Source organism: Cellvibrio sp. PSBB006 (genome assembly GCF_002162135.1).
Classification (GTDB): Bacteria; Pseudomonadota; Gammaproteobacteria; order Pseudomonadales; family Cellvibrionaceae; genus Cellvibrio.
Genome location: NZ_CP021382.1, coordinates 1611194 through 1635513 on the forward strand (window position 1 = coordinate 1611194; position 24320 = coordinate 1635513).

The 24320-nt window shown below is 49.6% G+C and carries 20 protein-coding genes; 11 read left to right on the forward strand and 9 right to left on the reverse strand.

The features are described from left to right. Positions 1–46 precede the first annotated feature (46 nt). Together CBR65_RS06690 and CBR65_RS06695 are read left to right on the forward strand one after the other, a co-directional pair. Complete coding sequence (locus CBR65_RS06690; RefSeq protein WP_198300886.1) at positions 47–925, forward strand: DUF1080 domain-containing protein; 879 nt, start codon at positions 47–49, stop codon at positions 923–925. Positions 926–1010: 85 nt separating this feature from the next. Beyond that, the gene (locus CBR65_RS06695) at positions 1011–1409 is read left to right on the forward strand and encodes a transmembrane 220 family protein (RefSeq protein ID WP_157671994.1); all 399 of its coding nucleotides are present in this window, start codon (positions 1011–1013) and stop codon (positions 1407–1409) included. Positions 1410–1465: 56 nt separating this feature from the next. On the opposite strand, the gene CBR65_RS06700 is transcribed toward CBR65_RS06695, so the two are convergent. Next, on the reverse strand, positions 1466–3979 hold the full coding sequence (locus CBR65_RS06700; RefSeq protein ID WP_087466144.1) for a glycoside hydrolase family 9 protein: 2514 nt from the start codon (positions 3977–3979) through the stop codon (positions 1466–1468). Between the two features lie 162 nt (positions 3980–4141). Between CBR65_RS06700 and CBR65_RS06705 the strand changes: the two genes are divergently transcribed. Both CBR65_RS06705 and CBR65_RS06710 read left to right on the forward strand, forming a co-directional pair. Beyond that, the gene (locus CBR65_RS06705) at positions 4142–5131 is read left to right on the forward strand and encodes an LLM class flavin-dependent oxidoreductase (RefSeq protein WP_087466145.1); all 990 of its coding nucleotides are present in this window, start codon (positions 4142–4144) and stop codon (positions 5129–5131) included. A gap of 245 nt (positions 5132–5376) precedes the next feature. Beyond that, a complete protein-coding gene (locus tag CBR65_RS06710; RefSeq protein ID WP_087466146.1) occupies positions 5377–6093 on the forward strand; it encodes a GntR family transcriptional regulator in 717 nt (238 codons plus the stop codon). A gap of 154 nt (positions 6094–6247) precedes the next feature. Here CBR65_RS06710 and CBR65_RS22255 read toward each other — a convergent pair whose 3' ends face one another. The 6 genes from CBR65_RS22255 to CBR65_RS06740 form a co-directional block, all read right to left on the reverse strand. Next, positions 6248–6415, reverse strand: a complete 168-nt coding sequence (locus CBR65_RS22255) for a hypothetical protein (RefSeq protein ID WP_198300887.1) — start codon at positions 6413–6415, stop codon at positions 6248–6250. 22 nt (positions 6416–6437) lie between these two features. Then, positions 6438–6641, reverse strand: a complete 204-nt coding sequence (locus tag CBR65_RS06720; protein WP_198300888.1) for a hypothetical protein — start codon at positions 6639–6641, stop codon at positions 6438–6440. 33 nt (positions 6642–6674) lie between these two features. Next, a complete protein-coding gene (locus CBR65_RS06725; protein ID WP_087466149.1) occupies positions 6675–7529 on the reverse strand; it encodes an SPFH domain-containing protein in 855 nt (284 codons plus the stop codon). A gap of 199 nt (positions 7530–7728) precedes the next feature. Continuing rightward, the gene (locus tag CBR65_RS06730) at positions 7729–8664 is read right to left on the reverse strand and encodes an alpha/beta fold hydrolase (protein WP_157671995.1); all 936 of its coding nucleotides are present in this window, start codon (positions 8662–8664) and stop codon (positions 7729–7731) included. Between the two features lie 49 nt (positions 8665–8713). After that, positions 8714–9202 carry a TIGR00645 family protein gene (locus tag CBR65_RS06735; protein WP_087466150.1) on the reverse strand — a complete coding sequence of 163 codons (489 nt, stop codon included), beginning with the start codon at positions 9200–9202 and terminating at the stop codon, positions 8714–8716. Positions 9203–9395: 193 nt separating this feature from the next. Next, positions 9396–10052: a TetR/AcrR family transcriptional regulator gene (locus CBR65_RS06740; protein WP_087466151.1), complete on the reverse strand. Its 657-nt coding sequence runs from the start codon at positions 10050–10052 to the stop codon at positions 9396–9398. A 351-nt stretch (positions 10053–10403) separates the two neighbouring features. Between CBR65_RS06740 and CBR65_RS06745 the strand changes: the two genes are divergently transcribed. From CBR65_RS06745 to CBR65_RS06765, 5 genes are all read left to right on the forward strand, one after another. Then, positions 10404–11576: an efflux RND transporter periplasmic adaptor subunit gene (locus CBR65_RS06745; RefSeq protein WP_087466152.1), complete on the forward strand. Its 1173-nt coding sequence runs from the start codon at positions 10404–10406 to the stop codon at positions 11574–11576. A 54-nt stretch (positions 11577–11630) separates the two neighbouring features. After that, the gene (locus CBR65_RS06750; protein ID WP_087466153.1) at positions 11631–14834 is read left to right on the forward strand and encodes an efflux RND transporter permease subunit; all 3204 of its coding nucleotides are present in this window, start codon (positions 11631–11633) and stop codon (positions 14832–14834) included. Further along, the gene (locus tag CBR65_RS06755) at positions 14831–16282 is read left to right on the forward strand and encodes an efflux transporter outer membrane subunit (protein ID WP_087466154.1); all 1452 of its coding nucleotides are present in this window, start codon (positions 14831–14833) and stop codon (positions 16280–16282) included. Before CBR65_RS06750 ends, CBR65_RS06755 begins: the two co-directional genes overlap by 4 nt. A 285-nt stretch (positions 16283–16567) precedes the next feature. After that, positions 16568–17692: a sensor histidine kinase gene (locus CBR65_RS06760; RefSeq protein WP_087466155.1), complete on the forward strand. Its 1125-nt coding sequence runs from the start codon at positions 16568–16570 to the stop codon at positions 17690–17692. After that, positions 17689–18285, forward strand: a complete 597-nt coding sequence (locus CBR65_RS06765) for a DNA-binding response regulator (RefSeq protein WP_087466156.1) — start codon at positions 17689–17691, stop codon at positions 18283–18285. The genes CBR65_RS06760 and CBR65_RS06765 overlap by 4 nt, the downstream gene beginning before the upstream one ends. Before the next feature lie 38 nt (positions 18286–18323). Here the strand turns inward: CBR65_RS06765 and CBR65_RS06770 are convergent, their stop codons facing one another. After that, positions 18324–19433, reverse strand: coding sequence for a diguanylate cyclase (locus CBR65_RS06770; protein WP_087466157.1), 1110 nt, complete (start codon positions 19431–19433; stop codon positions 18324–18326). Positions 19434–19616: 183 nt separating this feature from the next. Between CBR65_RS06770 and CBR65_RS06775 the strand changes: the two genes are divergently transcribed. Both CBR65_RS06775 and CBR65_RS06780 read left to right on the forward strand, forming a co-directional pair. Next, positions 19617–21266, forward strand: coding sequence for a VRR-NUC domain-containing protein (locus CBR65_RS06775; RefSeq protein ID WP_157671996.1), 1650 nt, complete (start codon positions 19617–19619; stop codon positions 21264–21266). Beyond that, on the forward strand, positions 21250–23562 hold the full coding sequence (locus tag CBR65_RS06780) for an ATP-dependent DNA helicase (protein WP_087466159.1): 2313 nt from the start codon (positions 21250–21252) through the stop codon (positions 23560–23562). Before CBR65_RS06775 ends, CBR65_RS06780 begins: the two co-directional genes overlap by 17 nt. Here the strand turns inward: CBR65_RS06780 and CBR65_RS06785 are convergent. Continuing rightward, positions 23559–24236, reverse strand: coding sequence for a pseudouridine synthase (locus CBR65_RS06785; RefSeq protein WP_369825651.1), 678 nt, complete (start codon positions 24234–24236; stop codon positions 23559–23561). The genes CBR65_RS06780 and CBR65_RS06785 overlap by 4 nt on opposite strands. Between the last annotated feature and the right edge of the window lie 84 nt (positions 24237–24320).

The following is a 24320-nucleotide window of genomic DNA, read 5'->3' on the forward strand; positions in this document are numbered from 1 at the left end:
CTGTTACAGCGGCCACACTTTTATCTGGAATGCGGAAGTTATAACCATGAAGCTATCAACATCAGTTGCTCTCGCCATCGTCGCTGTCGCGATGATGTCAGTTAATACCCACGCCAAGGACAGTGAGTGGACTTATCTGCTCGATAAAGACCTGAGCCAATGGAACACTTATCTTGGTTTTCCCAATCCTGAAACTGACATCAAAGGTTTACCGAAAGATGCGGAAGGCAACTACACGCAACCCATTGGTCACGGCAAAGATGAGAAAGGTGTATTCACGGTTTCAATGACAGAGGGCGAACCGGTACTGCGCGTGTCCGGTGAGATCTACGGCAGCGTCTACACCAACGAAGAATTTGAAAATTATCACCTGATCCTGCAATACAAATGGGGTTCCAAGAAGTGGAAACCGCGTCTGGATCTCGAACTGGATACCGGTATTTTGTACCACGCCAATGGTGAGCACGGTGTCGATTACTGGAAAGCCTGGGCGCTCTCCCAGGAATTACAAATCATGGAGCAAAGCACCGGCGACTGGTGGCAGATCGCCGACTCGCAAATTGATATCCGTTGTGAGAAGCCTGAAGGTGCAGAGGTGCATATCTACAATCCCAAGGCTGAATTATTGAGCTTCGGCCCCGGTGGCGTGGGCATTACCTGTCGTCGCAGCCATGACAGGGAGAAGCCAAAAGGCGAATGGAATACTGTGGAATTGATTACGTATGGTGACAAAAGTCTGCATATCGTCAACGGCGAAGTGGTTATGGCGCTGAGCAATTCCCGTTACACCAGAGATGGAAAGATGCTGCCACTCACCCAGGGAAAAATCCTGTTGCAAAGTGAAGCCGGAGAAGCTTTTTTTAAAGACATAAAATTAAAATCCATTGATGCTATACCGGCAAAGTACAACCATTATTTTAAATAATTTTTTATATCAATTTCGTGCGGTAAACCTCTCCGGGTTTACCGTTTTAACCACCTGCACCCCAGTGCTACCCGGAAAGGTCTTTATGATGCTGACAATAAGCATACGCAGTTTCGCTTTTCTGTTGTTCCTTTTGTTATTGACGTCTGCGTTCTTACAATTAAATGATCCGGACCCGATCCTGTGGACAACCTACTATGTGGTCTGCGCTATCGTGCCCTTGCTGCTGGTTATGAAGCGTTTCAATGCTGTGGTGTTTTGGGTGGGTGTGGTATCGAGTCTGGTGATCATGGGTATTTACGCAGCGGGCACGCTTGAATACTTACGCCACGCCGCACAGGAGCCGCTGATGCAGTCAATGAATCCTAACAAACCCTATATCGAAGAAGCGCGCGAATGCATCGGTGGATTTATTACGTTGTGCATTTTATTGCTGTGTCGGTTTTTTTGGCAGATGATAAACAAAAACAGTATCTCGAAATAAAAAAAGCCACCCCGAAGGGTGGCCAACAAACCAGCACGCTTAAAGCCTAAGCGGCATCATTCTTTCTTCAGTAAAAGATCTTCGGCGGCATTCACCAGGAAGATATAGCTCGCCCCCAGATTCACAACATATTCATTCTGTCCCCAGAAGAACGGCCAATCTTCGTGATTCTCGGGGAAGTCCGGTTTCAATACCAGAATACCCGGCACAATACCGCCCGCAATAAACGAGAAGTCAGCACGATTCATGCCGTAAGCCACCTCTTTGGACTGTGTTCCCACGGCGGAAACCAGTGAAAGATTATGCGCAGGATGAGTGCCGTAGAGAAAATTCAAACCACGCAAAACCGCCTCGCGATCCACCAGCTCCGGGAATGCTTTGTGTAAGTAATAATTATTGATAGCGTGTCGAATAACCCAACCGCTACCCGCCCATCCACCGGTAGTAATGGGCACACCGAATGGATTTTCACGTTCCAGTTTTGGCAAATCAGCAGCATAAGACGCGGCCAATGTTTTTACTTTTTCACCATAGGCTGGTGACATATGCGGCATAGCGCGCACAAACCAGGAAACATGAAACGCAAACTCTTGTTCCAGTTTCCCCAGCAGTTGTTCAACAACTTGTGCATAACGCGCCTCACCGGTAGTAATCAACAATTCGGTGGCCGCTTTTAAATTCTCCGATTCCAGCTTGCCGCCGGTAGTATTGCCGTGGATAAATAAATCCGGTTTGGCCTTGGCCTGTTCATCCGCCCACACTTTTTTCGCCGTCGCCAGACATTCTTTGGCAAGCTCATCGTTATAGCCTTTGAGCGCGCGACTTGCCGCTGCCAGTGCCGCCGCCGAGCCGTAATTCAAAGGTGTGGATTTACTGGTAAAGGCCCAGCGGTCATCAAACTTGCCACTTTTGAATCCGGTGGATTCATGCTCTTTCAAGCTTGAATCGTAGATCAGATTATCTGTCTTGGTCAGCCCGTCACCGAGGTGGGTGTATTGCTCAATATGTGCTTCAACAATGCCGGGAATTGCACGACCCAGCGCACGATGCTGTGCAATCAACGCCAGAGTGCCATGTTCAATTTGTTGCAGGATGTCGGGCTTGCCGTCGGCCACATGAATATCAACATATTTGCTTTCATAATCAACGCGGGTGTTATCGCGTTTCACGGCAAAATTTTCCCACACTGTGACCAAGGTATTTACAACGTCGTATTGGGTTTGCGTGCGAATGTCGTAGTCGCCGGCATCGTACCAGCCGCCAATATTCAAACCCGGAATATGCTCACCGGGTTTGTAAGGTGTGTCGGTGGTTGGGCCTTGCGCATAAAGATCGAAATGCTCGTGATCAACCGGCGCCTGCAAGGCATCATCCAGGTGTGAAGCACCGTGCCATATACGATAGGCTTCGTTAACCGTCATATGATCCATTTGTACCGGCAGGAAAATATCCAGAGTGGGATGCCAGGCGTCGCGATAAACCTGTGCGTCAATACGGAAAGGCCCGGATTTTTGCTCGCCGTACTGAATCATATAAAGACCCGGCGTGGTCACACGGCTGAAATCAAATTGACGATACTGATAGCGCAGATAGTTACCCCAGGAATCCAGGCGCTCGCTGAGTACTGATTTCTGGCTGCCATCCGGCATCACGCGTAGCAATTCCGCCTTGGGATTTTTTTTGTCCCGCGCATCCAATTCAATAACAGCCATTTTTTTCTGCTCAGGATGGTAGCCCACCTGCGAATGCGCAATCATCGGTGGCCGCACCCAATTTTTGATAGTGCTGGCATTTAATTGCCATTCCACTACCGCACCGGTTTTATTTGCAGGAATTTTACTGCGCACAACAAACCAGCCATTTTGCGCTTTTGTGCGACCATCGTAGAGTTCCAGTGGCGCACCAAAGGTTTCAATACTTACGCGCCGCTCAATATCATCCGGCGCCAGGACCAGATGTTTGCCGACAGCCAACGCACGCGGCTCAGCAATACCGTTAATTTCTTTGGGACCATTGGGATAACGCGGAAAAATGCCAGTGCTTTCTTCCATCATGAAGGACTTATGAAAATAAGCTGAGGGTAAAAACTCCAGATTAAAACCGGCTTTGCCTTCCAGGACGGCAGGCAAGGGTTTTGGCAAATTAACCGTAATGCGCACGCCTTCGGTATTCTTTTTCACCTTGATCGAAAAATCGAATTGATGATCAGAATAATGAAGGAAGGCTTCGATAGATTGATCATCCTGATTAATCTTACGCTCTTTAAATTGTGGAATCGCATCCCACTGTTCCGGTGTGGCATTGAGCCGCACATCACCGTTGGTCGCCGTGCGTAAACCGTGGTGGATTAATTCAACACCGCTGATCTTGGCATCGCTGAACAAGCCGTCGTACCAATTGCTGAACACCAGCACATTCAAGCCCGGCTGTTCAAAATACTCCTTGTCATTCAAGGTCAAATTGGTGGAATTGGAAAGAGCGGAAACAGAGCTGAACAGCAGACCCAAGGTAACTATAAAGTTAACTACGCAGAACAACGAACAATGGCGCAACGAACGGTAAAAATACATGCCAACCTCCTCATCTTATTATCATTGCATTTCTTATAGTCTATGTGAACATAAGAATTGCGCAACGGTCTTTACATTAAATGACGAAGGCTAACGCTTGCTTTCGCGTCGAAGATCCCAACCCTGATTACATTGTTCAAATTCAAGCGGTAGAAATCTTCCATGTTGCACAATATCCCTTTTTCATTACTGGAACTCGCCTCGGTTCGTGAAGGCAATTCCATTCATCAAACCTTACAAAATTCACTGGCCTATGCCCAGACAGCGGAGCAATTGGGCTTTAAACGATTTTGGCTGGCGGAGCACCACAATATGGAGGGTATCGCCAGTTCAGCGACCGCCGTCCTGATTGGTTATATTGCCGGCGGCACACAAACGCTGCGTATAGGTTCCGGTGGCATCATGCTACCCAATCATCCGCCGCTGGTTATCGCGGAACAGTTCGGCACCCTGGCAAGCTTGTACCCTGATCGCATCGACCTGGGTTTGGGTCGGGCACCCGGTACTGATCCCATTACTGCCCGCGCTCTGCGTCGCGATGATATGCGTGCAGATAATTTCCCGACCGAAGTGCATTTGTTGCAGCAATTGCTGGCGCCGCTGCAAGACGGTCAACGATTAAAGGCCATTCCCGGCGCCGGAACCCAGGTGCCGATCTGGCTGTTGGGCTCCAGCTTGTATAGCGCGCAATTGGCCGCGCAACGCGGTTTGCCCTATGCATTTGCAGGTCATTTCGCACCGCGTTTGATGCGCGACGCCATTCGAATTTATCAGACTCAGTTCCAACCCTCAGCAGTACTCGAAAAACCCTACGCCATGTTGGGCATGCCGGTTATTGTTGCAGATACAGAAGACGAGGCGATTTTTCTATCCACCACCAGCCAACAACGCATACTTGCCCTGCTGCGTGGTCAGCCACTCTGGTTAAAGCCGCCGGTCGACTCAATGGATGGCTTGTGGAATATCGAAGAGGAATTGTATGTGAAAGATTTTCTGTCACTGGCGGCCATCGGTAATCCTGCACAAGTTAAGGCAAAACTGGAACGCTGGGCAGATGAACTGGAGATCAACGAGTTTATGTTTACGATTGATCTTTACGATCCACAGCAGCGCATTCGCGCACTGAAATTGCTCACGGAAATGAAAAAGTAGACACAATTTTCTTTTGCATCTAATGGTCAAAAATACATTAAGCAATAAAGCAGTGCGTGAATTGCAATACTAGTAAACATGCGCCTATAACTACCCCGTAAACGACCAGATTTTCGTTAACTCCCGCCATAGATAATGTTAATATCGGTCGATCAACGCGCCTATAAAATAATAACAGCCTAACATCTTGAAATTCATACCTGACATTCATATTGATTAACGACCTTTGCGGCGGGAGATCCAGAGTGGCCAAACAACCGGTAGTGCTAGCACGAAAACCAGGTGCAGATTCCAAAACCCTTTCGTTCGACCGCCCTGTCGCCAACCAGATTTATGGGTTTATTCGCGATGCCATCGTCAGCATGGAATTGCTGCCCGGCCAAATGATTTCCGAAACCGCCCTGGCGGAACAATTCGGTGTCAGTCGAACGCCAGTGCGCGAAGCCCTGATTCAATTATCCAACATCGGTTTTGTGGATGTATTGCCCCAACGCGGCACCTACGTCTCAAAATTCAGTATGGATAAGATTCTGGAAGCGCGTTTTATCCGTGAAGCGCTGGAAGTTTCTGTGGTGACCTTCCTGGCCGATCATGTGACAGCCGAAATCGTTCAGGCAGGCGAGAAAATTATTGCAGAACAAAAAGTCGCTGCGAAAGACGACGATCCACTGGCCTTTCAAAAACTGGATGACCTGTTTCACCAAACCCTCGCCGGATTTACCAGCTACGCGCGAGTTGCTTCTTTGATTGAAGCAGAAAAAGCACATATGGATCGCGTGCGTAATCTCAGTTTACATATCAGCGGCCAATACAAACGCATCATCGCCCAGCACAATGCCATCATCAAAGCGATTAAAACCGGTTCAAGTGCCGAGGCTGCGAAAGCGATGAGCGTGCATATGAAAGATGTGTACAATATTTTGGAAGTAATTCCGCAAGAACATCCGGAGTATTTTCAATAGTATTTGAGGCACGTTGTAATCCGTTTGTCATTAGGGGCCGGGTTTCGAAAGCGCATGCATACATCCCTGTAGCTCCCTCAATTCATCCCTGAATTGAGGGTTTCGAAACCCAGCCCCTAACGCGAAACTCGCATTGTGCAAATGTCCAAATTTATTAATATTTTTTATTTCTTATTGCCGCCAGCACCACACCGATGGCAATACCGATAGCGAGCGAAACCGCTATATTCCCGGTCACCACACCTAACGAAGCCCCCAACGCAGCGCCAATAGCCACACCGACGCCCATTCGGCTTTTTTGAGAAGAACATAATTTCCGCATTTTACCTCCCATTCTTTGTTAGCTATTCGTCCTGACCTTCATCATCAATCAGCTCAACATCGGTCACGACTTTTTGTACTAATTTAACCCGACCACTTTTCACCAACGCATCGCGCAGCACGAATTCGATCTGCGCATTCAGGCTGCGCAGATCATCATCTGCCCAGCGCTGCATAGCCGCAAGAACCTGCTCGTTAATACGTAATGGAAACGCTTTTTTTGACACGATAAAACTCGCTTCAGTCTGGTTTCAAATCCATCAATACAAACTGCCGGCATTGATGACGGGTTTGACCTGATCACCGCACAGAACCACCAATAAATTGCTCACCATGGCAGCCTTACGCTCGGCGTCCATCTCAATCACGCCTTGGGTCGACAGCTGTTCCAGCGCATCAGAAACCATCCCCACCGCGCCCTGCACAATGATGCGTCGCGCAGCTAACACGGCGCTGGCTTGCTGGCGTTGCAACATCGCTTGCGCAATTTCGGGCGAGTAAGCCAGGTGACTCAAACGAGCTTCCAGCACATCCACACCAGCCTTTTGCAAACGATCCTGCACTTCGTCGCGCAGTTTCTGGGAAATGGTGTTGGAATCACTGCGCAATGACAAACGGTCATCCTCAGCATCATGCTCGTAAGGGTAGCTGGTGGCCAGGTTACGCAAGGCGGCTTCGCTCTGGATGGTGACATAGTTTTCGTAATCGTCCACTTCAAACACTGCCTCGGCAGTATCCACCACGCGCCACACGATCACCGCCGCGATTTCGATGGGATTGCCATTGGCATCATTCACCTTTAAGCGGCCGCTCTCAAAATTCCTGACACGCAAACTCACCGATTTTTTTGCATAAAGCGGGTTCGCCCAACGCAAACCATTTTCGCGATCCGTGCCGGCATACCGACCAAATAACTGCAACACCTTGCCCTGGTTGGGATGAACCATATAAAAACCAAACCAACATATGAACACCACGACGGCAATCAAACCGAACAGGATTTTCAAGACTGGCGCAAAGAAAATTACACCGGCTATGCTGCCTGCCTGTGCAAGTAATAACACCAACAACAGCACATACCCCGAACCACTGCTGGCTTTGAATTCATGAGTCATAGCACTCTCCTTTATGAATGACGAACCAATGTCGCTTTTATTGATGGGCATCAAGTGATTCTTTTAGATATCACTTTGATATCAATCATGCACCGGAAAATTCTGGATGTAAAGGGGTATAGGAAATAATAAGGGACAGGGGTTAGAAGTCTGGAAGGCAAGATTCCCGACCCGTCGGAGCGGATCGGGAGAGGGGTTATCAGCGGGGGAGTGAGTGGCTTAGCAGCCAGCTGTATAGATCATCACCCGCGTAAATGCGTCGCCAGGCATCGTGAGGCATGTCTTCATGGACAGTGAAACGGACTTCAGCATCGCTGAGCTGTTCCAGTTTATTAATGCCTGCGTAAAAGAAAGGTTTGCGCACTGCCGTATCGCGTCCGCCGGCGAACAGCCACACCGGTAATTTCGCTGCCGCAATCGGCGGCATTAAATCAGGATGCCCCCAACCAACAACCGGCGCAATAGCAGCAAATTTCTCCGGATGTTTGCTGGCCATATACCAGGTGCCGAACCCGCCATAACTCAGACCGGATAAATAAACCCGCTGTTGGTCGGTACGATAATCCGCGTGAACCCGATCCAGCATACCCAACAAATCCTGCTCGACCCTGTCCCAACCATCCGGTAAAAGCGCCGGCGTATCGCTCATGTCGGTGATCTCGTCACCGGCTGTCATCACACCCGTCACTGGGATAAAATTACCGCGTGGCGGTACCCCATCCGGGAGGCGCACCGGAATTTGTGCGCGCGTGCGTTTCGCAATGTAATCCACCTCACCCATTCCGAACATGTGCAACTGCGGTGCAATGATGATAAATGGCAAATCTTTTTTCTGAACCCAAGCTTCGTACAATGGACCATGAATCAATACATAGTCCAGCTCATCCAAACCGTTGCCGCGCTCGCCATTGCCGTGCAGAAAAAGTAAGACAGGCCACTGTTTTGTTGGTTGATTTTCGTAACCGCGCGGCAGATAAACGAAATATTCGCGCGCTTTATTGTCGGCCTGACTGGTGTAGGGCAAACGTAGGAGCTGCTCCGAGGACACAGATTTTTCTTGATGATTTGCTATGCCACATGCAATAAGCAAGTTGACGCTGACAATAAAAATCAGAAAGCGATTCAGGATTTTCATTAGCTATTATTCTCCTGCAAAAAATGATCGATATGGTGCGATGATCGCGTTACTTTTTTACTTTTGTATCCAAATAGCCCATCAGGAAAGCCGACACAACGAATGTCATATGGATAATGACATACCACATTAGCTTGGTATTATCGATATTCTGAACCTCCATAAACATCTTGAGCAAATGAATAGAAGAAATCGCAACAATGCTGGCGGCAATCTTGGCTTTCAGAGACGAAGAATCCATTGTGCCAAGCCAACCTAACTTTTCCTCGCCTTCGTCGACATCCAAACGCGATACAAAATTTTCATAACCGCTCATCATCACCATGATCAACAGCCCGCCCACCATTGAGATGTCCACTAGGGACAGCACGATGAGAATCATTTCTGCTTCTTTAAGAACCCAGATATCAAGCAGCAAATGTGACAATTCCTGAAAAAACTTCACCGTCAGCGCAACAACGGCAAGACTCAACCCCAGATAAATCGGAGCAAGAACCCAACGCGAACGATAAATCAATTTTTCAATAAGACGTTCCATGAACTTCCCCAAAATATAAAAATCACTCGTAGAAAATTTATCTTATGCGTTCAAGTAAACGCCGACCGGGGCGCGATTTTAGCACCCGGTTATGAATTTGTAGCGATAAGAAAAGAAAAAAGCAGAAAGAAGCCGAAAAACCCGCTTCCTGGAGACAAGAGGTGATGCTGTTGAGTTACTTAAGTAGAGCTACTTACGCTTTGGCAGTCGTCTTTTCACAGACAACCGGCCAGGTTGAGGCTGTCTTGAACCAATATTCACGTTTTAATCCAAGGATTCGGTACAAACCTTCCGGTACATCCCGCTTGATGGTCTCCATACACCGGTTAACCCGGGCAAAACTGACCGCACCTTGAATATATTGGTTCATCAGACGCGCTACCCGCTCGGCCTCCACTTCGCCGTCAAGATAGCCCGCTGCATAAAGTGAGCGCACGAGAGCAAGGTTATATTTAACGCCATTTTTGGACATATTCAGTAAACTCTCATTCACCGCCTCTTCGCCACAACCTGTTTGCGCGCCAGCACTGAAGAAAGGACATCCCGGAATATTGTCCGCATCATGCCCAAATTTGGTGATGAAGATAAAGTTAATCAGGTTCTCCAACTGCTCAAGTGGCGTGTTAACCGGCGAGAGCAGCGCATCCAGATCCCGCTTCACCGAATTCCAATAGTATTCACTCGCCTCACAGAAGAGACTCGCCTTGGATTCAAAGTGGTGATAGAAGCCGCCCTTGGTCACCCCCGCCTGCTTGCAAATTTCATTTACACCTACCGAGTTGTAATTGCTCTGCCAAATCAATTCCAGCGCGGTTTCCAGCAAACGGGTGCGGGTATCTTGAGTGGACATGTCAGCTTCTCTCTTTGGGCCAAGGGTGTACAAACTTCACACAGTGTAAATACCGACCGGTACGAATGCAAACTTGTTATGATGGTAACCGGCCAATTAATGGACACCAAACTACCGTTTAACTGGCCGATTGGCAATAACTTGTCAGTATAGACACCCTGAAGCCCCAAAAAGGTTCCCTACTTTGGGCACGCGACCCAAAAAGCTGCCCTGCAAAAAATTCTACATTAGCGATTGACGAACATACCGACCGGTATGTATTATCTGCCCAACATCGCATTGGAGACCAGATTCCGATGCCTGACAGTACCAATCGCATCCAATCTTTTATCTCTGAACAGGAGTTTCACCATGGGCTCAGCTCTCGCGACCTTTGTTCCACAACATGCATACAAATTATTACTGGCTGCCTTTCTGGCTGCCGCAGCCGGGGCTTACTTTATCGGCAGCGCCAACGCCGATGATGAAGCAGTAGCGCCGCCACCGGCCCCCAGCGTTGAAGTCACCACCCTCGAACCGCTGGAAATTCGCGCCTGGGATCATTTTTCCGGTCGCCTGACTGCCGTAGAAAGTGCAGCCATCAAGCCTTTAGTAAGCGGCACGATTCACCAGGTGTTATTTAAGGAAGGCCAACTGGTGAAGAAAGGCGATCCCCTGTTTGTTATTGACCCTCGCCCCCATCAGGCCACGCTAAAGCGTGCCGAGGCCCAGCTGGCCACCGCACGCTCAAGGGCGAAACTGGCGGATGATGAGTTAAAACGCGCACAACAGTTGGTTGCCTCCAAGCTGGTTTCCCAAAGTGTGTTTGATGCGGCCGTCAGCGACAGCCAGGTCGCACAAGCAGCCGTGCTGGAAGCAGAAAGCGCCCTTAGCCAGGCAAAATTGAACCTTGAATACGCTCACATCACAGCCCCAATCAATGGCCGTGTCGGGCGGGCCGAATTAACGGTCGGCAACGTGGTTGAAGCGGGTGCAAACGCCCCGGTGTTGACAGCGATTGTTGCGGATGACCAGTTGTATGCAGAGTTCAACGTGAATGAACAGACCTATATACAGTCTGTCCGCACCAGCAAACACCCGCAGGAAATGCCAGTTGAGTTGACCCTCGCTGTGGATGACAGCGTGACCTACCAAGGCCACATCCACGCCTTTGACAATCGTCTGGATACGTCCAGCGGCACGATTCGCGCGCGCGCTATTTTTGAGAATACCGACGGTGCGTTAACCCCGGGGATGTATGCCAATGTGCGCCTGGGCTCTGCGCAGACCAATGAAGCCTTGTTGATTCCTGAGCGCGCTATCGGTACCAATCAAAGCAAAAAATTCGTCTACGTCATCGATCAAAACAACACCGTGAATTATCGCGAGGTGGTGTTGGGTGATCACTATCAATCTCACCGCGTTGTACTGAAAGGTGTTAATGCGGGCGAGCGCATCGCAGTAAACAGTTTGTCGCACCTGCGACCCAGCGCGGTGGTGACTCCGGTTCATGTATCGACCCTGAATCAGGTCGCGGTTCACTAATCCTTACTTTATTTTTCCTCGCTGCACGCCAGCAACACAACGAGCAGGAATGCTATGAATATTTCCCGATTTTTTGTTGATCGACCCATCTTTGCTGGCGTCATCTCCCTGTTGATTTTTATCGCAGGGTTGCTCGCCATGTTTCAACTGCCTATCTCGGAGTATCCCGAAGTTTCTCCACCTTCGGTGGTAGTCAATGCTTCTTACCCGGGCGCTAACCCGAAGGTAATCGCTGAAACGGTTGCGCGTCCGCTGGAAGAACAACTAAGCGGTGTGGAGAACATGATTTATATGTTTTCCCAGGCAACCACCGATGGACGGATGACCTTGACGGTTACCTTCAAGATTGGCACTGACCCTGACCTTGCACAGCAGATGGTACAAAACCGCGTATCACAGGCTTTGCCACGTTTGCCGGATGTTACGCGTCAAACCGGGGTGACCGTTGTTAAAAGCTCACCGGATTTAACCATGGTGGTGCATTTAATTTCGCCGGACAAAAGCTACGACGAGTTATATCTGCGTAACTACGCCGTCATGAATATCAAGGATGAATTAGCCAAGGTCACCGGTGTGGGTATGGTGCGCTTATTTGGTTCAGGCGACTATGCGATGCGCATTTGGCTGAATCCGGAAAAAATTGCCGAACGCAACCTCACTGCCAACGATGTCACCAATGCGATTCGCGAACAAAACGTGCAGGTAGCCGCCGGGATTATCGGCGGTGCACCTATCAGCAGCGCGATTGAAGTGCAATTGCCGGTGAATGCCAAAGGACGCTTGGAAACACCGGAAGAATTTGGCGATATCGTCATCCGCGCCGGCGCCAATGGCGAGATTACCCGTCTGAAAGATGTCGCCCGGGTTGAGCTTGGCCCGGCAGAATTTGCTTTAAATTCCATGCTGGATAATCAACCCGCCGTTGCTATCCCGATCTTTCAGTCACCCGGCGCTAACGCCATTCAGATTTCTGATGCGGTGCGTTCCACCATGGCCGATCTGAAGGAGCGCTTCCCCGCCGGGGTGGATTATGAAGTGGTGTATGACCCAACTATCTTTGTAAAAGATTCGATTAAATCCGTGATCAAAACCTTGCTTGAAGCGCTGGCATTGGTGGTGATTGTGGTCGTGGTCTTTCTGCAAACCTGGCGCGCGTCGATTATTCCATTGCTTGCTGTGCCGGTGTCGATTGTCGGTACCTTTGCGTTGATGTGGGCATTCGGTTTCTCGATCAACACCTTGTCGTTATTCGGTCTGGTATTGGCTATCGGTATCGTGGTGGATGATGCGATTGTGGTGGTGGAAAACGTTGAACGAAATATCGAAGAAGGTTTATCACCGCTTGCTGCAACCTACAAAGCCATGCAAGAAGTCAGCGGGCCGATTATTGCGATTTCGTTGACATTGGTAGCGGTATTTGTACCCATCGCTTTTGTGAGCGGTTTAACCGGTCAATTCTACAAACAGTTTGCCTTGACCATCGCAATCTCTACGGTCATTTCCGCCATTAACTCGCTGACACTCAGCCCGGCGTTGGCTGCTCTGTTGTTAAAAAGTCACGATGCACCGAAAGATCGATTGACACGCATTATGGACAAAGTCTTTGGCCGCTTCTTTGGCTGGTTTAACCGTAGCTTCACCCGCAGCTCGGGCAGTTATTCCACCAGCATAGGAAAATTACTGGGCCGCAAAGGTTTGACCGTTGGTGTGTACGTCATTCTATTAGGCATTATCGGTATCGGTTTTAACACTATTCCCAAAGGTTTTGTGCCGCCCCAGGATAAGCAATACCTGATCGGTTTCGCACAACTGCCCGATGGCGCCACCCTGGATCGCACCCAAGCGGTTATTCGCGAAATGGGTGAAATCGGTCTGGCAGAAGATGGGGTGGAAGCGGCCGTACAGTTTCCCGGTTTGAGCATTAACGGCTTTACCAACAGCTCCAGCGCCGGCATTGTGTTTTTAACCCTCGATGCGTTTGATCAACGTACCGGCGACGAGCTTTCTGCCAGCGCCATTGCGCAGAAATTGCAAATGAAATACGCCGGTATTGAAGAAGCGTTTATCGCCATCTTCCCTCCACCACCTGTACGTGGTTTGGGAACCACTGGCGGCTTTAAATTGCAAATCGAAGACCGTGCCGGTTTAGGCTACGAAAAATTGGCGGAGGTGGTTGCCCAGGTGCAACAAAAAGCCTGGCAAACACCGGAGCTGACTGGTGTGTATTCCAACTACAAAATCAATGTGCCACAACTCTTTGCCGATGTAGATCGCACCAAAGCCAAACAGCTAGGCCTGAACGTCAAGGATGTGTTCGACACCATGCAGGTTTACCTGGGTTCTCTGTACGTGAATGACTTCAATCAATTCGGTCGCACCTATCAAGTCATTGCGCAAGCTGATGCGGAATTTCGTAACACCGCCAGCGATGCATTGAACCTGAAAGTACGTAATGTTAATGGCGATATGGTGCCGCTGGGCTCGGTGTTAAGCATGGAAGAAAGTTACGGCCCCGAAAGCGCGACGCACTATAACGGTTACCTCGCCGCCGACTTGAATGGCAACGCTGCGCCAGGTTATTCCAGCGGTCAGGCACAGGATGCGATCAGCAAGATCCTCGCCGAGACACTGCCGCCGGGTATGGTGTTTGAATGGACTGATCTGACGTATCAACAGGTCTTGTCCGGTAACACTGCCTTCATTATTTTCCCGCTGTGTTTGCTGTTGGTGTTCCTGGTGCTGGCAGCGCAGTATGAAAGCCTGGCCTTGCCACTGGTGGTGATTTCAATTGTACCGCTATCTATTCTCGCCGCGCTGTTCGGTGTATGGGTAACCAATGGTGACAACAATATCTTCACGCAAATCAGTTTGTTTGTGTTGGCAGGGCTCGCCAGTAAAAACGCCATCCTGATTGTGGAATTTGCACGGGAGTTGGAACAGCGCGGCATGGAAACCTATCAGGCGGCTATTACTGCCAGCCGGATGCGTCTGCGCCCCATCCTGATGACATCCTTCGCCTTCATTATGGGTGTATTGCCCATGGTGTTCTCCTCCGGAGCCGGTGCGGAAATGCGTAACGTGATGGGTATTGCGGTTTTCTCCGGCATGTTGGGTGTGACCTTCTTCGGTCTGTTCTTTACCCCCATCTTTTATGTGTTACTGCGCCGCCTGGAAGGCAACCGCAGCTATCTGATTGAAGACAAGGATCTTGACCCTGCGCAGCTGCCCGCTGCACCCAAGAAGGAGATTCACGCATGATTTTGTCCAGAAAAATAGTAAGCGCAGGGCTGCTTGCCCTGCCGCTGTTGATCAGCGCTTGCAGTAGCTACAAAAGTGTTGAAGACGCATCAGCCGCTGCACGTTTGCCGGAAACGGCTGAAACATTCTCGCTTGAAGGTCGTTTTAATCATGAACAACCCGTGGCAGATTGGTGGGCTCAATTACATGATGTCGAATTGAATCAATTAATTGGCAACTCCCTCGCGCACAATCACAACATCCGTATTGCACAGGCGTCATTGGAAGAGTCGCGCGCACTGTTGCGCAACAGCCGCTTCGATTGGTTTCCCACCGTAGAAGCAGAAGTTAACAGCACACGACAAAAACTGAGTAGTGAGCTGGTGCCCGCTGGTGGCCAACGGATTAATGAAACCTATCAGGCCGGTTTCGATGCGAGCTGGGAGTTGGATTTATTTGGCCGTATCAACAACCAGGTGAAGTTGAGTCGCGCACAACTGCGTGCGCGGCAAGCCGACCTGCATGCCGCACAAGTCAGTGTTGCAGCAGAAGTTGCCAATGCTTACATCACCTTGCGCGGCAATCAATATCTGTTGGCGGTGGCTGAAGACAATACGCGCAATCAAGGTGAAACGTTTCAACTCACGCAACGTTTTGCCGAGGTAGGTCGTGCCGATCAATTGGATGTTTCCCGTGCGCAGGCGCAACTCGAATTAACCCGCTCAAGCATTCCCGGTTTGCAAGCACAGATCAATATCGCCTTGAACCGTCTCGGCGTGCTGACCAACCAGCCCTCGGCAGAATTGAAGGAACAACTCGCGCAACCGCAATCCCTGCCCTCATTACCGGCAGCATTGGCGGTGGGTAATCCGGTGGAGCTGTTAAAACGCCGCCCGGATATTCAGCGTGCCGAACAGGCGTTGAGTGGTGCCGTGGCGGAATATAACGTGCGCGTTGCCGATTTATACCCACGCATTACCTTGAACGGCAACATTGGTTACCTCTCCAGTGATTGGTCACGCCTTGGAGAAGAGCCGACGGAGACATTCAGCTTTGCACCTTCAATTCGCTGGGCTGCATTTAATCTGGGCCGCGTGCAGGCACAGATCGATGCGGCAGACGCACGCACCCAGGCACGGCTGGCTGAATTCGAACAAAGTGTCTTGCGGGCATTGGAAGAAACAGACAATGCCTTGCAAAATTTCAGCCGCGAGGAAGATCGGCGTTTGCGTTTGCAGGAAGCCGCCCAAGCCAGTACGCGCGCCGCCCGTTTTGCCAGGCAACGTTTTGAAATCGGCAGCAGCGATTTCCTCAGTGTGCTGGATGCGCAACGCTCACAATTGGATATCAACGCGCAGCTTGCACAAAGCGAAACCCAATTGTTACTCAACCTGATTGCCGTTTACAAAGCGCTGGGAGGTGGCTGGCAGGTGACTGAGCCTGCGGCACAGGTTTCGTCGGTGTATTAATTAACCTGCCGGAAGTTGCTCCACTGTTTTAATGTTTACGTTACATCCTCTTTACTTCACGTCCTCTTATAGTCGCTACAGTCATAGCAGCCCCAGGCTGTAGCGGCTCTTTTTAAGCCCACCCGCGTAATCAGCGCCCCTTCCAGTTACCAAACAAGTGACAATTGTCATGCGACTTTGATGACGACTATCGTTGCCCCGAACCCAACGCTCGGACACAATAGAATCACACACTTACTTGCAATATAAAGCCACCAACTCCCAGCGCTCAAAAAGGCCAAGGCAATGGACACTTCCAATTCCCCGACACATGACCTCAAGCTGTATCACAACATTGAATTTCAACGACATAAATGGATCTGGTGGATCTTTAGCCTCTATTACTTTATCCCTGTTTTCTATACGCCCTTCGACTGGTTTAAGCATTCAATAATGATGGGCGCTTACGTAGTGTTTATTGTTTTGTGTATCATTATCTCCAGCATTCGAACAAATCGAGTTTGGATTCCTATAGCGTTATTATTATTGCTGGCCGTGATAATTACGCCTGTAACGCCTGGCTCAAGTACGCTATTAACCTACGCCAGCTTTTTTGTTGGGTTATATTTTCCGATACGTCAATTCATCCTCTGGTCCATCGCAATAGGACTCATTATTTTGGGCTTACAACTTTACCATCAGTATCCCATTCCCTATTTCGCATTTCCGGCGCTATCCGGCTCCATTGCTGTGGGCTTTGTTGGCGCTATTGAACAATTTCGCCAACGCACTAGAATCAAAGAACACCAAAGTCACCTGGAAATCCGCCAGTTAGCCATGATTGCTGAACGTGAACGTATTGCCCGGGATTTGCACGATCTGTTGGGTCATACACTTTCCAGTATTGCGCTCAAAGCTGAGCTTGCCGGAAAATTACTCAAACAAGAAAAATATGCTGAGGGTGAACAACACCTGGAAGAGCTCAATAAAATTGCCCGTGATACCTTAAGCCTGGTTCGCCAAACCGTATCAGGATACAAACATCGCGGCTTGGCTGGCGAAGTCATGGCGCTGTGTGAGCAATTACGGGAAAATAATTTTATTGTTGAGCTAGGAGGCGAGCTGCCACAGTTAAATGCGCGTGCTGAAGTTGCTTTAATCCTCGCGTTGAAAGAGTTGGCAACCAATGTGCTGCGCCACAGCCAAGGTCGTCAATGTACGTTGAATTTCGCTCGCACTCAGGAGCATGTGACGGTAACACTGTGTGACAATGGAAAAATTGATTCGCTTGCTGAAGGGAATGGATTGAGTGGTATTCGTGAGCGTCTGCATGCTTTGGCCGGCACCTTGACAATTGACTTGCAAGAACGCAGTTGTTTCACTATTACCTTGCCATCAGAAACCCTATCCCACGCAGATAATAAAGCATGAACATCTTACTCGCCGAAGATCAGGCCATGGTGCGCGGCGCTCTCGCCGCCCTCCTGGGCATGGAAGCAGGCTTTCATATCACCCAGGCTGAAAGCGGTGATCAAGCGCTGCAACTATTACGCCAGCAAACATTTGACGTCCTGCTGAGCGATATTGAGATGCCGGGACGATCCGGACTCGAATTGGCACAATGGCTGCAACAGCAGCACACCAAAACCAAAATTATTATTATCACCACCTTCGGTCGCGCCGGTTATATTCGCCGTGCAATTGACATGGGGGTATCCGGTTTTTTATTAAAAGATGCGCCCTCCGCTGAGCTGATTCAGGCCATCTATCGCGTAATGGAAGGCAAACGCGTGATTGATGGTGAACTGGCGATGATGGCACTGGGCGAAGTGGACCCGTTAAATGATAAAGAGCGGCGTGCGCTGCGCTTGGCCGCTGAAGGAAAAAGTACCGCCGACATCGCGGCCACATTATGTTTGTCTGAAGGCACAGTGAGAAATTATTTGTCGGAAGCGATTGCCAAACTCAACGCGGCTAATCGGGTTGATGCCGCGCGCATTGCGCGGCAGAAGGGTTGGTTGTGATTCTGTCTATACGTCGGATTACGCCAGGCTAATCCGACCTACAAGAGCTGCTGGCGTTGTGTTTCATTCATGAGCGCTATCAAGGGTTTGAGGCGTTCAACAACAGCATCCAATTCAACGGTGGAGATGTCTGTTTTGCCTTTATTGATAGCATCCAGCAAGCCATCAACAGAGACCAGAATAGGCGTTTCTTCTTCGTTACCGATCTCCAGCTTCAGGATCTGAACTTCACCAGGCCCCACCGCTTTTGCATTAATCAGAGCCTGCTCCGCCGAGTGCAATAACCCTTTCGCGGTGAAGGTATTTCCCTTGCGCGCCGTGGCAATACCGGCGGACATAGAAATCGCAAAGGGTTCACCCGCCACAGTCATCTTGAATGAACTGATTCGTTCACATAGACGCTTGGCCAACACAATAACGCCTTCAGCTTTGGCCATGGGTAACACAATCAGAAATTTCTCGACACTGTACCGGCCAACACTGTCTTCTTTACGGATGGCATTTTGCAGAATTGTGGACGCTTGTTTGATGATCCGATTAGCCGCCTGCTCGCCAATTTTTTTATAGATGGCTTTAAAATTATCCAATTCAAATAAAATGACCGCCATGTTCTCAGCGTGGCGATTAACAAAAGACACATCTTTGTCCAACTGCTTGTTCAAACCGTTGCGGTTCAGCGTGCCGGTCAATAGATCAACATCTGCACTCTTCTGCAAACTTTCCTTGTCGCGCCGGTAGCTGGCATGGGCTTCCGCCCGAGCCAGAATCTCGGTGGACTTGAAGGGTTTGGTAATAAAGTCGGTGGCGCCCAGCTCAAAGACTTTTCGGCGAACGCCCTCCTCTTCCGCGGCACCGGTAATCACAATTACCGGCTGGTTGCGAATACCCTCATCCTCTGCTTGCCGGATGCGCTGAATCAAGCCATAACCATCCAGCCTGGGCATGCCTAGATCAGTAAAGACGACCTGGATGGAGGTGTCCTGACAAATCTTTTCCCACGCCTCCTCCCCGTCTTCAGCGAGTACAACATCAAATTGGGTGGCGAGGATCTTGCTGGCGGTTACCCGGACTATCTTGGAATCATCGGCAATCAGAATCCTTGCCTTTTTACCATCCACCGGGATACCCACATCGGTGTTTTGGGTCATGGAATCAACCTGTTATATCGTGAATCGTGCCATTAACTATAGCTGATAAGCGCGAATGTGGCATATTCCAAAGCCATTGTTCCACATCAAAAACCCCACAGGCAGGCAAGCCCGCAGGTGCTCAATGGAATATTTGCACCTGCCCCATTTTACAAAGCCCTATCTGTCCGTAAAATAACGCGCATGACTGAACCTCTTCCCCCGCATTATTACCTGCACAACTTTCGCTTCATGATAGATTGGGTAACTGATCAACATAGCGATTTACTCAATGCTGAAGAATCAGCATTCATCCAAACGTTTAATCAATTAAACCAGGACAGTCAGTGTTTACTGGTACGTATGCTTGGACGAAAAGGCTGCTGGTTTCGCTCAGCCAAATTGCATTATGCAGAAATCGGCGATCACGAGTTGGCAGCCGAGCAGTTAATTCAATCCGGGCTGGTAAGTCCGAACGCGCCGTTATCCATTACCGAACTGGTCAATATTGTAACCAAACCGGAGTTGCTGCTTTTATTTCCGAATTTGTTGCAAGCGTACAAAAGCCAGCGCAAGGAAATACTGGTTGAAGTATTGGCGGCGCATTATTCCGAACCCGCCAATTGGTCCCAGTGGACCCGCAATCAACTAGACAATCTTTACCGCCTCGATGTGCAACACATCAGCGATACCTTGCGCTTATTATTTTTTGGTAACGCTTATCAGGATCTGACCGAATTTGTATTGCAGGATTTGGGGCTCTTCCGCTACGAGCAGTACGCAATAGATAAACAACATCGCGTTTTCCAGGACCGAACGGAAGTCTTACAGTACCAGCAATTGGTATTGCTGCGCGAGCTGTTCGATGCGGCTGATGACCTCAATGCGCTGCAACAACTCTTGCCCTTGCTGCCGGAAAAATTTGCCAACCCGGCTATGGAGCGTCGGCGCGCCAGGCTCTTCAACCAGGTGGCCTATGAATTTGAGCGTTACGGTGAATTGACGACAGCGATACAATTGTATCGTGATGTGACCTTGCCACCCGCCCGTGAACGTCAAGTTCGTTTGCTCGAAAAACTCGGCAAGTTTGATGCGGCCTGGCAATTACTCAATGAGATACTTACCCATCCCGCCAATGAACATGAGTTGCAATTGGCTCATCGTATGGCACCGCGATTGGCCAGGAAAATACGCGCTGACTTTGTTAAACCCATTAAGCAATCGATTAAAGAACAGCGTTTAACCCTGCCAAGAATAACCGATGAACAAGGTAATCCGCTCATTGTGGAAGCAGTAGCACAAGCCTATTTTGATAAACCGGAAGCGCCCTGTTTTTATGCAGAAAATTTATTGCTGAATGGGCTTTTCGGTTTATGGCTGTGGCCGGAGATGTTTCGTAGCGTGGCAGGCGCGTTCGCCCACCCCTTCCAAGGCGCACCGCTGGACATGTACCAGGAAGATTTCCTGATGAATCGGCCCGGTATTAATGATCTCTGGCAATTATTTGATCGGGACCAGCATGTTCATCATATCAAAGCTGTGTGGGAGCAGAAGTTTGGGATTACCAATCATTTTGTACATTGGCAATTTCTGGATGAAACCTTGGTGGAGTTGGCATTACACTGTATTCCCGCCTCTCCTCTAAAGGCGATGTTTCAACGTTTGTTATTTGACATACAGGCAAACCGCAGCGGCCTACCCGATTTAATTCAATTTTTTCCCGATCAGAAAAACTATCGCCTGATTGAAGTCAAGGGTCCCGGCGACCGGCTTCAGGATAATCAATTGCGCTGGCTGAATTTTTTTGCCGAACAAAAAATACCGGCAGAGGTTTGCTATGTCAGCTGGCAATGATGTTTACCTGTCTCCGCGACTCAAGCCGGTAGCCGTGCGCGCATTAGCTGAATTTGCAGCGAAATGCGGTAGTCTTGATCGCCGCTTTACACCCGGCCCCAGTGCACAGGAAGGTGTCGCAGGTCATCAGGAAGTTGCTTTGCGCCGCCCCGCTCACTACCAAAAGGAAATCAGCCTGACGACTCAATATGAAGGACTATTGATTCGCGGTCGTGCCGATGGCTACGATAGCGAAACGCATTGCCTGGAAGAAATAAAAACGTTCTACGGTGAATTTGAGAAACTGCCGGACAATCACCGTCAATTACATTGGGCCCAAGCCAAGCTCTACGGCTGGATGTTCTGCACTCAGCATCAATGCCCTGAAATCAATCTGGCGTTAGTCTATTTTAATCTGGGCGATCAACAGGAATATCGCGTTGAGGCGCATTACACCCATCAGGAATTGGTTGATTACAGCACAACTCTCGCGGAGATTTATTGGCAATGGCAACAACAGATCAACGTCCGCCAACAACAACTGAGCCTATGGATTGACCAGCTACCTTTTCCACATGGTAGTTTTCGCAGTGCACAGCGGCAGATGGCTGAGTCCGTTTATAAAGCAGCCGCCACTGGGCGGGTACTACTAGCGGAGGCACCCACCGGAACCGGGAAGACCCTGGCCAGTCTTTTCCCAGCCATCAAAGCGTTTAATAAAACTCCCGTCGATAAAATTTTTTATCTGACCGCAAAGACCACGGGCAAGCAATTGGCGCTGGAAAATCTGCAATTAATTGCCACTGACAGTGAGGCTACACCTTTGCGCGTACTGGAGCTGACCGCGCAGGAAAAAATATGCCTGGAGCCTGAAAAACGGTGTACAGGAGACAGCTGCCCTTTTGCGCGAAATTTTTACGATAAATTATTCCTCGCCCGCCAAGCCGCTTATGCAACACCCCTGCTAACCAAACAATCCTTGACGCAACTGGCGCACACGCATGAAATTTGCCCCTACTATCTTGGTATGGAGATGAGCCGTTGGGTCGATATTGTGGTAGCCGATTTTAATTATTATTTTGATACCAGCGCCCTGCTCCAGGGTTTAACAAAAGAGTTTGACTGGCATCCTTATTTATTAGTTGATGAATGTCATAATCTGGTTGATCGCGCGCGCCAGATGTACAGCGCGACACTCAGCCGAAGCGATTTATTAGCAGCCAAGCGGCTTGCACCCAAGACGCTGCAAAAATCCCTGGAACGCATCAATCGTCTCTGGCGCGAGACAATCAAGCCCCTGGCGTTCGTTGATGATCAATTAACCTTGCTTGACCGCTCACCGGAAAAACTCGATCTGGCATTAACCGGTTTTACCAACGACTATATCGAGTTCTTGCAGCAGCACCCGGACCATCCTGTACAACATACATCGGTACAGGAATTCTTTTTCAATGCCGTCAATTATCTGGAAAAACTCGAACTGATTGATGATGATTACTGCATCGATATGCAGCAACCAAAACCCAAGCAAGAAGTTCTGACACTGCGCAACCTGATTCCGGCGCGCTTGTTGGCCAGCAGATTGGCCTATGCTCACAGTGCCTGCTTTTTCTCAGCTACCTTACGCCCCGCTTATTTTTATCAACAACTTCTGGGTCTGCCGGACGACACCGTTTTCCTGCAAGTGCCTTCGCCATTTGAGGCGCATCAGTTACAGGTGCGAATCGCTCAACATATCTCCACCCGCTATCGGGATCGTTCGGCGGCTATTGGACCTATCTGTGAGACTATTGCGCAACAATTGCATGAAACGAAAGGCAATTATCTCGCGTTTTTCTCCAGCTATGAATTTCTGCAACAGGTTGAGCAAGAGCTGCAACAACAGTTATCTCACGTGGATGTAACGCTTATCACCCAATCACGTCGCATGAGCGAGCAAGATCGCGAGGCGTTTATTGATCGTTTTAGTCGAGAGCAGAATTTACTGGGATTGGCTGTGCTGGGAGGCGCATTCAGCGAAGGCGTGGATTTGCCCGGCGATGCATTAAAAGGCGTTTTTATCGCCACGCTCGGTTTACCGCAAATTAACCCGGTCACCGAACATTTACGCGAGCGAATGCAGCAGGTTTTCCAACAGGGTTACAATTTTGCTTATCTCTATCCCGGCATCCAGAAAGTTGTTCAGGCCGCCGGCCGCGTTATTCGCACGCAAGATGACACGGGTTATTTATGGTTGCTGGATGACCGCTTTGCACAGCAGGATGTTCGGCAACTCTTGCCTGCGTGGTGGGATATTTCGTGCATTAATGTTCGCTAGAACGGCGGCGCACTGAGCCCTTTAACTATTTCCCCCGAGCGCGGGTGCGCAAAAGCCAACTCCGTCGCATGTAACAGTAAGCGCGCCGCTTTTTGTTGCACAGCAGCTTCCGCATAAAATTCACAACCTAATATCGAATGACCAATTGCCTGCATATGTAACCGCAATTGATGCGAACGACCGGTAACAGGATGCAACCAGACACGCGTCGTATCAGTCGCTGAATCGCGCGCTAACACCTGATAGTCCGTTACCGAAGGTTTGCCTTGCTGGTGACAGATTTTATACCGCGGACGGTTTTCCTGATCAGCTGCAATAGGTAAATCAATTTTACCGGCATCCTGCGCGATCAAACCGGTCACTACAGCGGTGTAATGTTTAACAACATGGCGGGCCTGGAACTGTTTACTGATATGGGACAACGCCGCTTTGTTAAGCGGGATAACCATGATGCCGGAAGTATCAAAATCCAGGCGGTGGACGATGCTGGCGGAGGGGTAATCCTGTTGTAGGCGCGCAAGTACGGAGTCACGATTCAAGGGATGACGCCCCGGCACGCTCAGCAAACGGTGCGGTTTGTTGATGAGCAGAAAATCCTGATCTTCATGTAACAGAATAATCTGTTCATGACAGGGGGGAAGAATTGCCAAGGCATCCAGATCATCAGACATCATACAACTCGCACCAAAGTAGGTCGGGCATGATAATATCTGACCGACCATTTTTACAGCACTCCGAACTAACCCCACGACGCGAAG

Excerpts from the sequence above, each read along its gene's own strand:
- CBR65_RS06700 (WP_087466144.1), bottom strand. The coding sequence starts at position 3,979 with ATGTATTTTTACCGTTCGTTGCGCCATTGTTCGTTGTTCTGCGTAGTT.
- CBR65_RS06745 (WP_087466152.1), top strand. The coding sequence starts at position 10,404 with ATGGGCTCAGCTCTCGCGACCTTTGTTCCACAACATGCATACAAATTA.
- CBR65_RS06785 (WP_369825651.1), bottom strand. The coding sequence starts at position 24,236 with ATGATGTCTGATGATCTGGATGCCTTGGCAATTCTTCCCCCCTGTCAT.
- CBR65_RS06705 (WP_087466145.1), top strand. The coding sequence starts at position 4,142 with ATGTTGCACAATATCCCTTTTTCATTACTGGAACTCGCCTCGGTTCGT.
- CBR65_RS06695 (WP_157671994.1), top strand. The coding sequence starts at position 1,011 with ATGATGCTGACAATAAGCATACGCAGTTTCGCTTTTCTGTTGTTCCTT.
- CBR65_RS06770 (WP_087466157.1), bottom strand. The coding sequence starts at position 19,433 with ATGACCCAAAACACCGATGTGGGTATCCCGGTGGATGGTAAAAAGGCA.
- CBR65_RS06730 (WP_157671995.1), bottom strand. The coding sequence starts at position 8,664 with ATGAAAATCCTGAATCGCTTTCTGATTTTTATTGTCAGCGTCAACTTG.
- CBR65_RS06760 (WP_087466155.1), top strand. The coding sequence starts at position 16,568 with ATGGACACTTCCAATTCCCCGACACATGACCTCAAGCTGTATCACAAC.
- CBR65_RS06735 (WP_087466150.1), bottom strand. The coding sequence starts at position 9,202 with ATGGAACGTCTTATTGAAAAATTGATTTATCGTTCGCGTTGGGTTCTT.
- CBR65_RS06775 (WP_157671996.1), top strand. The coding sequence starts at position 19,617 with ATGACTGAACCTCTTCCCCCGCATTATTACCTGCACAACTTTCGCTTC.
- CBR65_RS06690 (WP_198300886.1), top strand. The coding sequence starts at position 47 with ATGAAGCTATCAACATCAGTTGCTCTCGCCATCGTCGCTGTCGCGATG.
- CBR65_RS06725 (WP_087466149.1), bottom strand. The coding sequence starts at position 7,529 with ATGACTCATGAATTCAAAGCCAGCAGTGGTTCGGGGTATGTGCTGTTG.
- CBR65_RS06755 (WP_087466154.1), top strand. The coding sequence starts at position 14,831 with ATGATTTTGTCCAGAAAAATAGTAAGCGCAGGGCTGCTTGCCCTGCCG.
- CBR65_RS06765 (WP_087466156.1), top strand. The coding sequence starts at position 17,689 with ATGAACATCTTACTCGCCGAAGATCAGGCCATGGTGCGCGGCGCTCTC.
- CBR65_RS06740 (WP_087466151.1), bottom strand. The coding sequence starts at position 10,052 with ATGTCCACTCAAGATACCCGCACCCGTTTGCTGGAAACCGCGCTGGAA.
- CBR65_RS06780 (WP_087466159.1), top strand. The coding sequence starts at position 21,250 with ATGTCAGCTGGCAATGATGTTTACCTGTCTCCGCGACTCAAGCCGGTA.
- CBR65_RS22255 (WP_198300887.1), bottom strand. The coding sequence starts at position 6,415 with ATGCGGAAATTATGTTCTTCTCAAAAAAGCCGAATGGGCGTCGGTGTG.
- CBR65_RS06750 (WP_087466153.1), top strand. The coding sequence starts at position 11,631 with ATGAATATTTCCCGATTTTTTGTTGATCGACCCATCTTTGCTGGCGTC.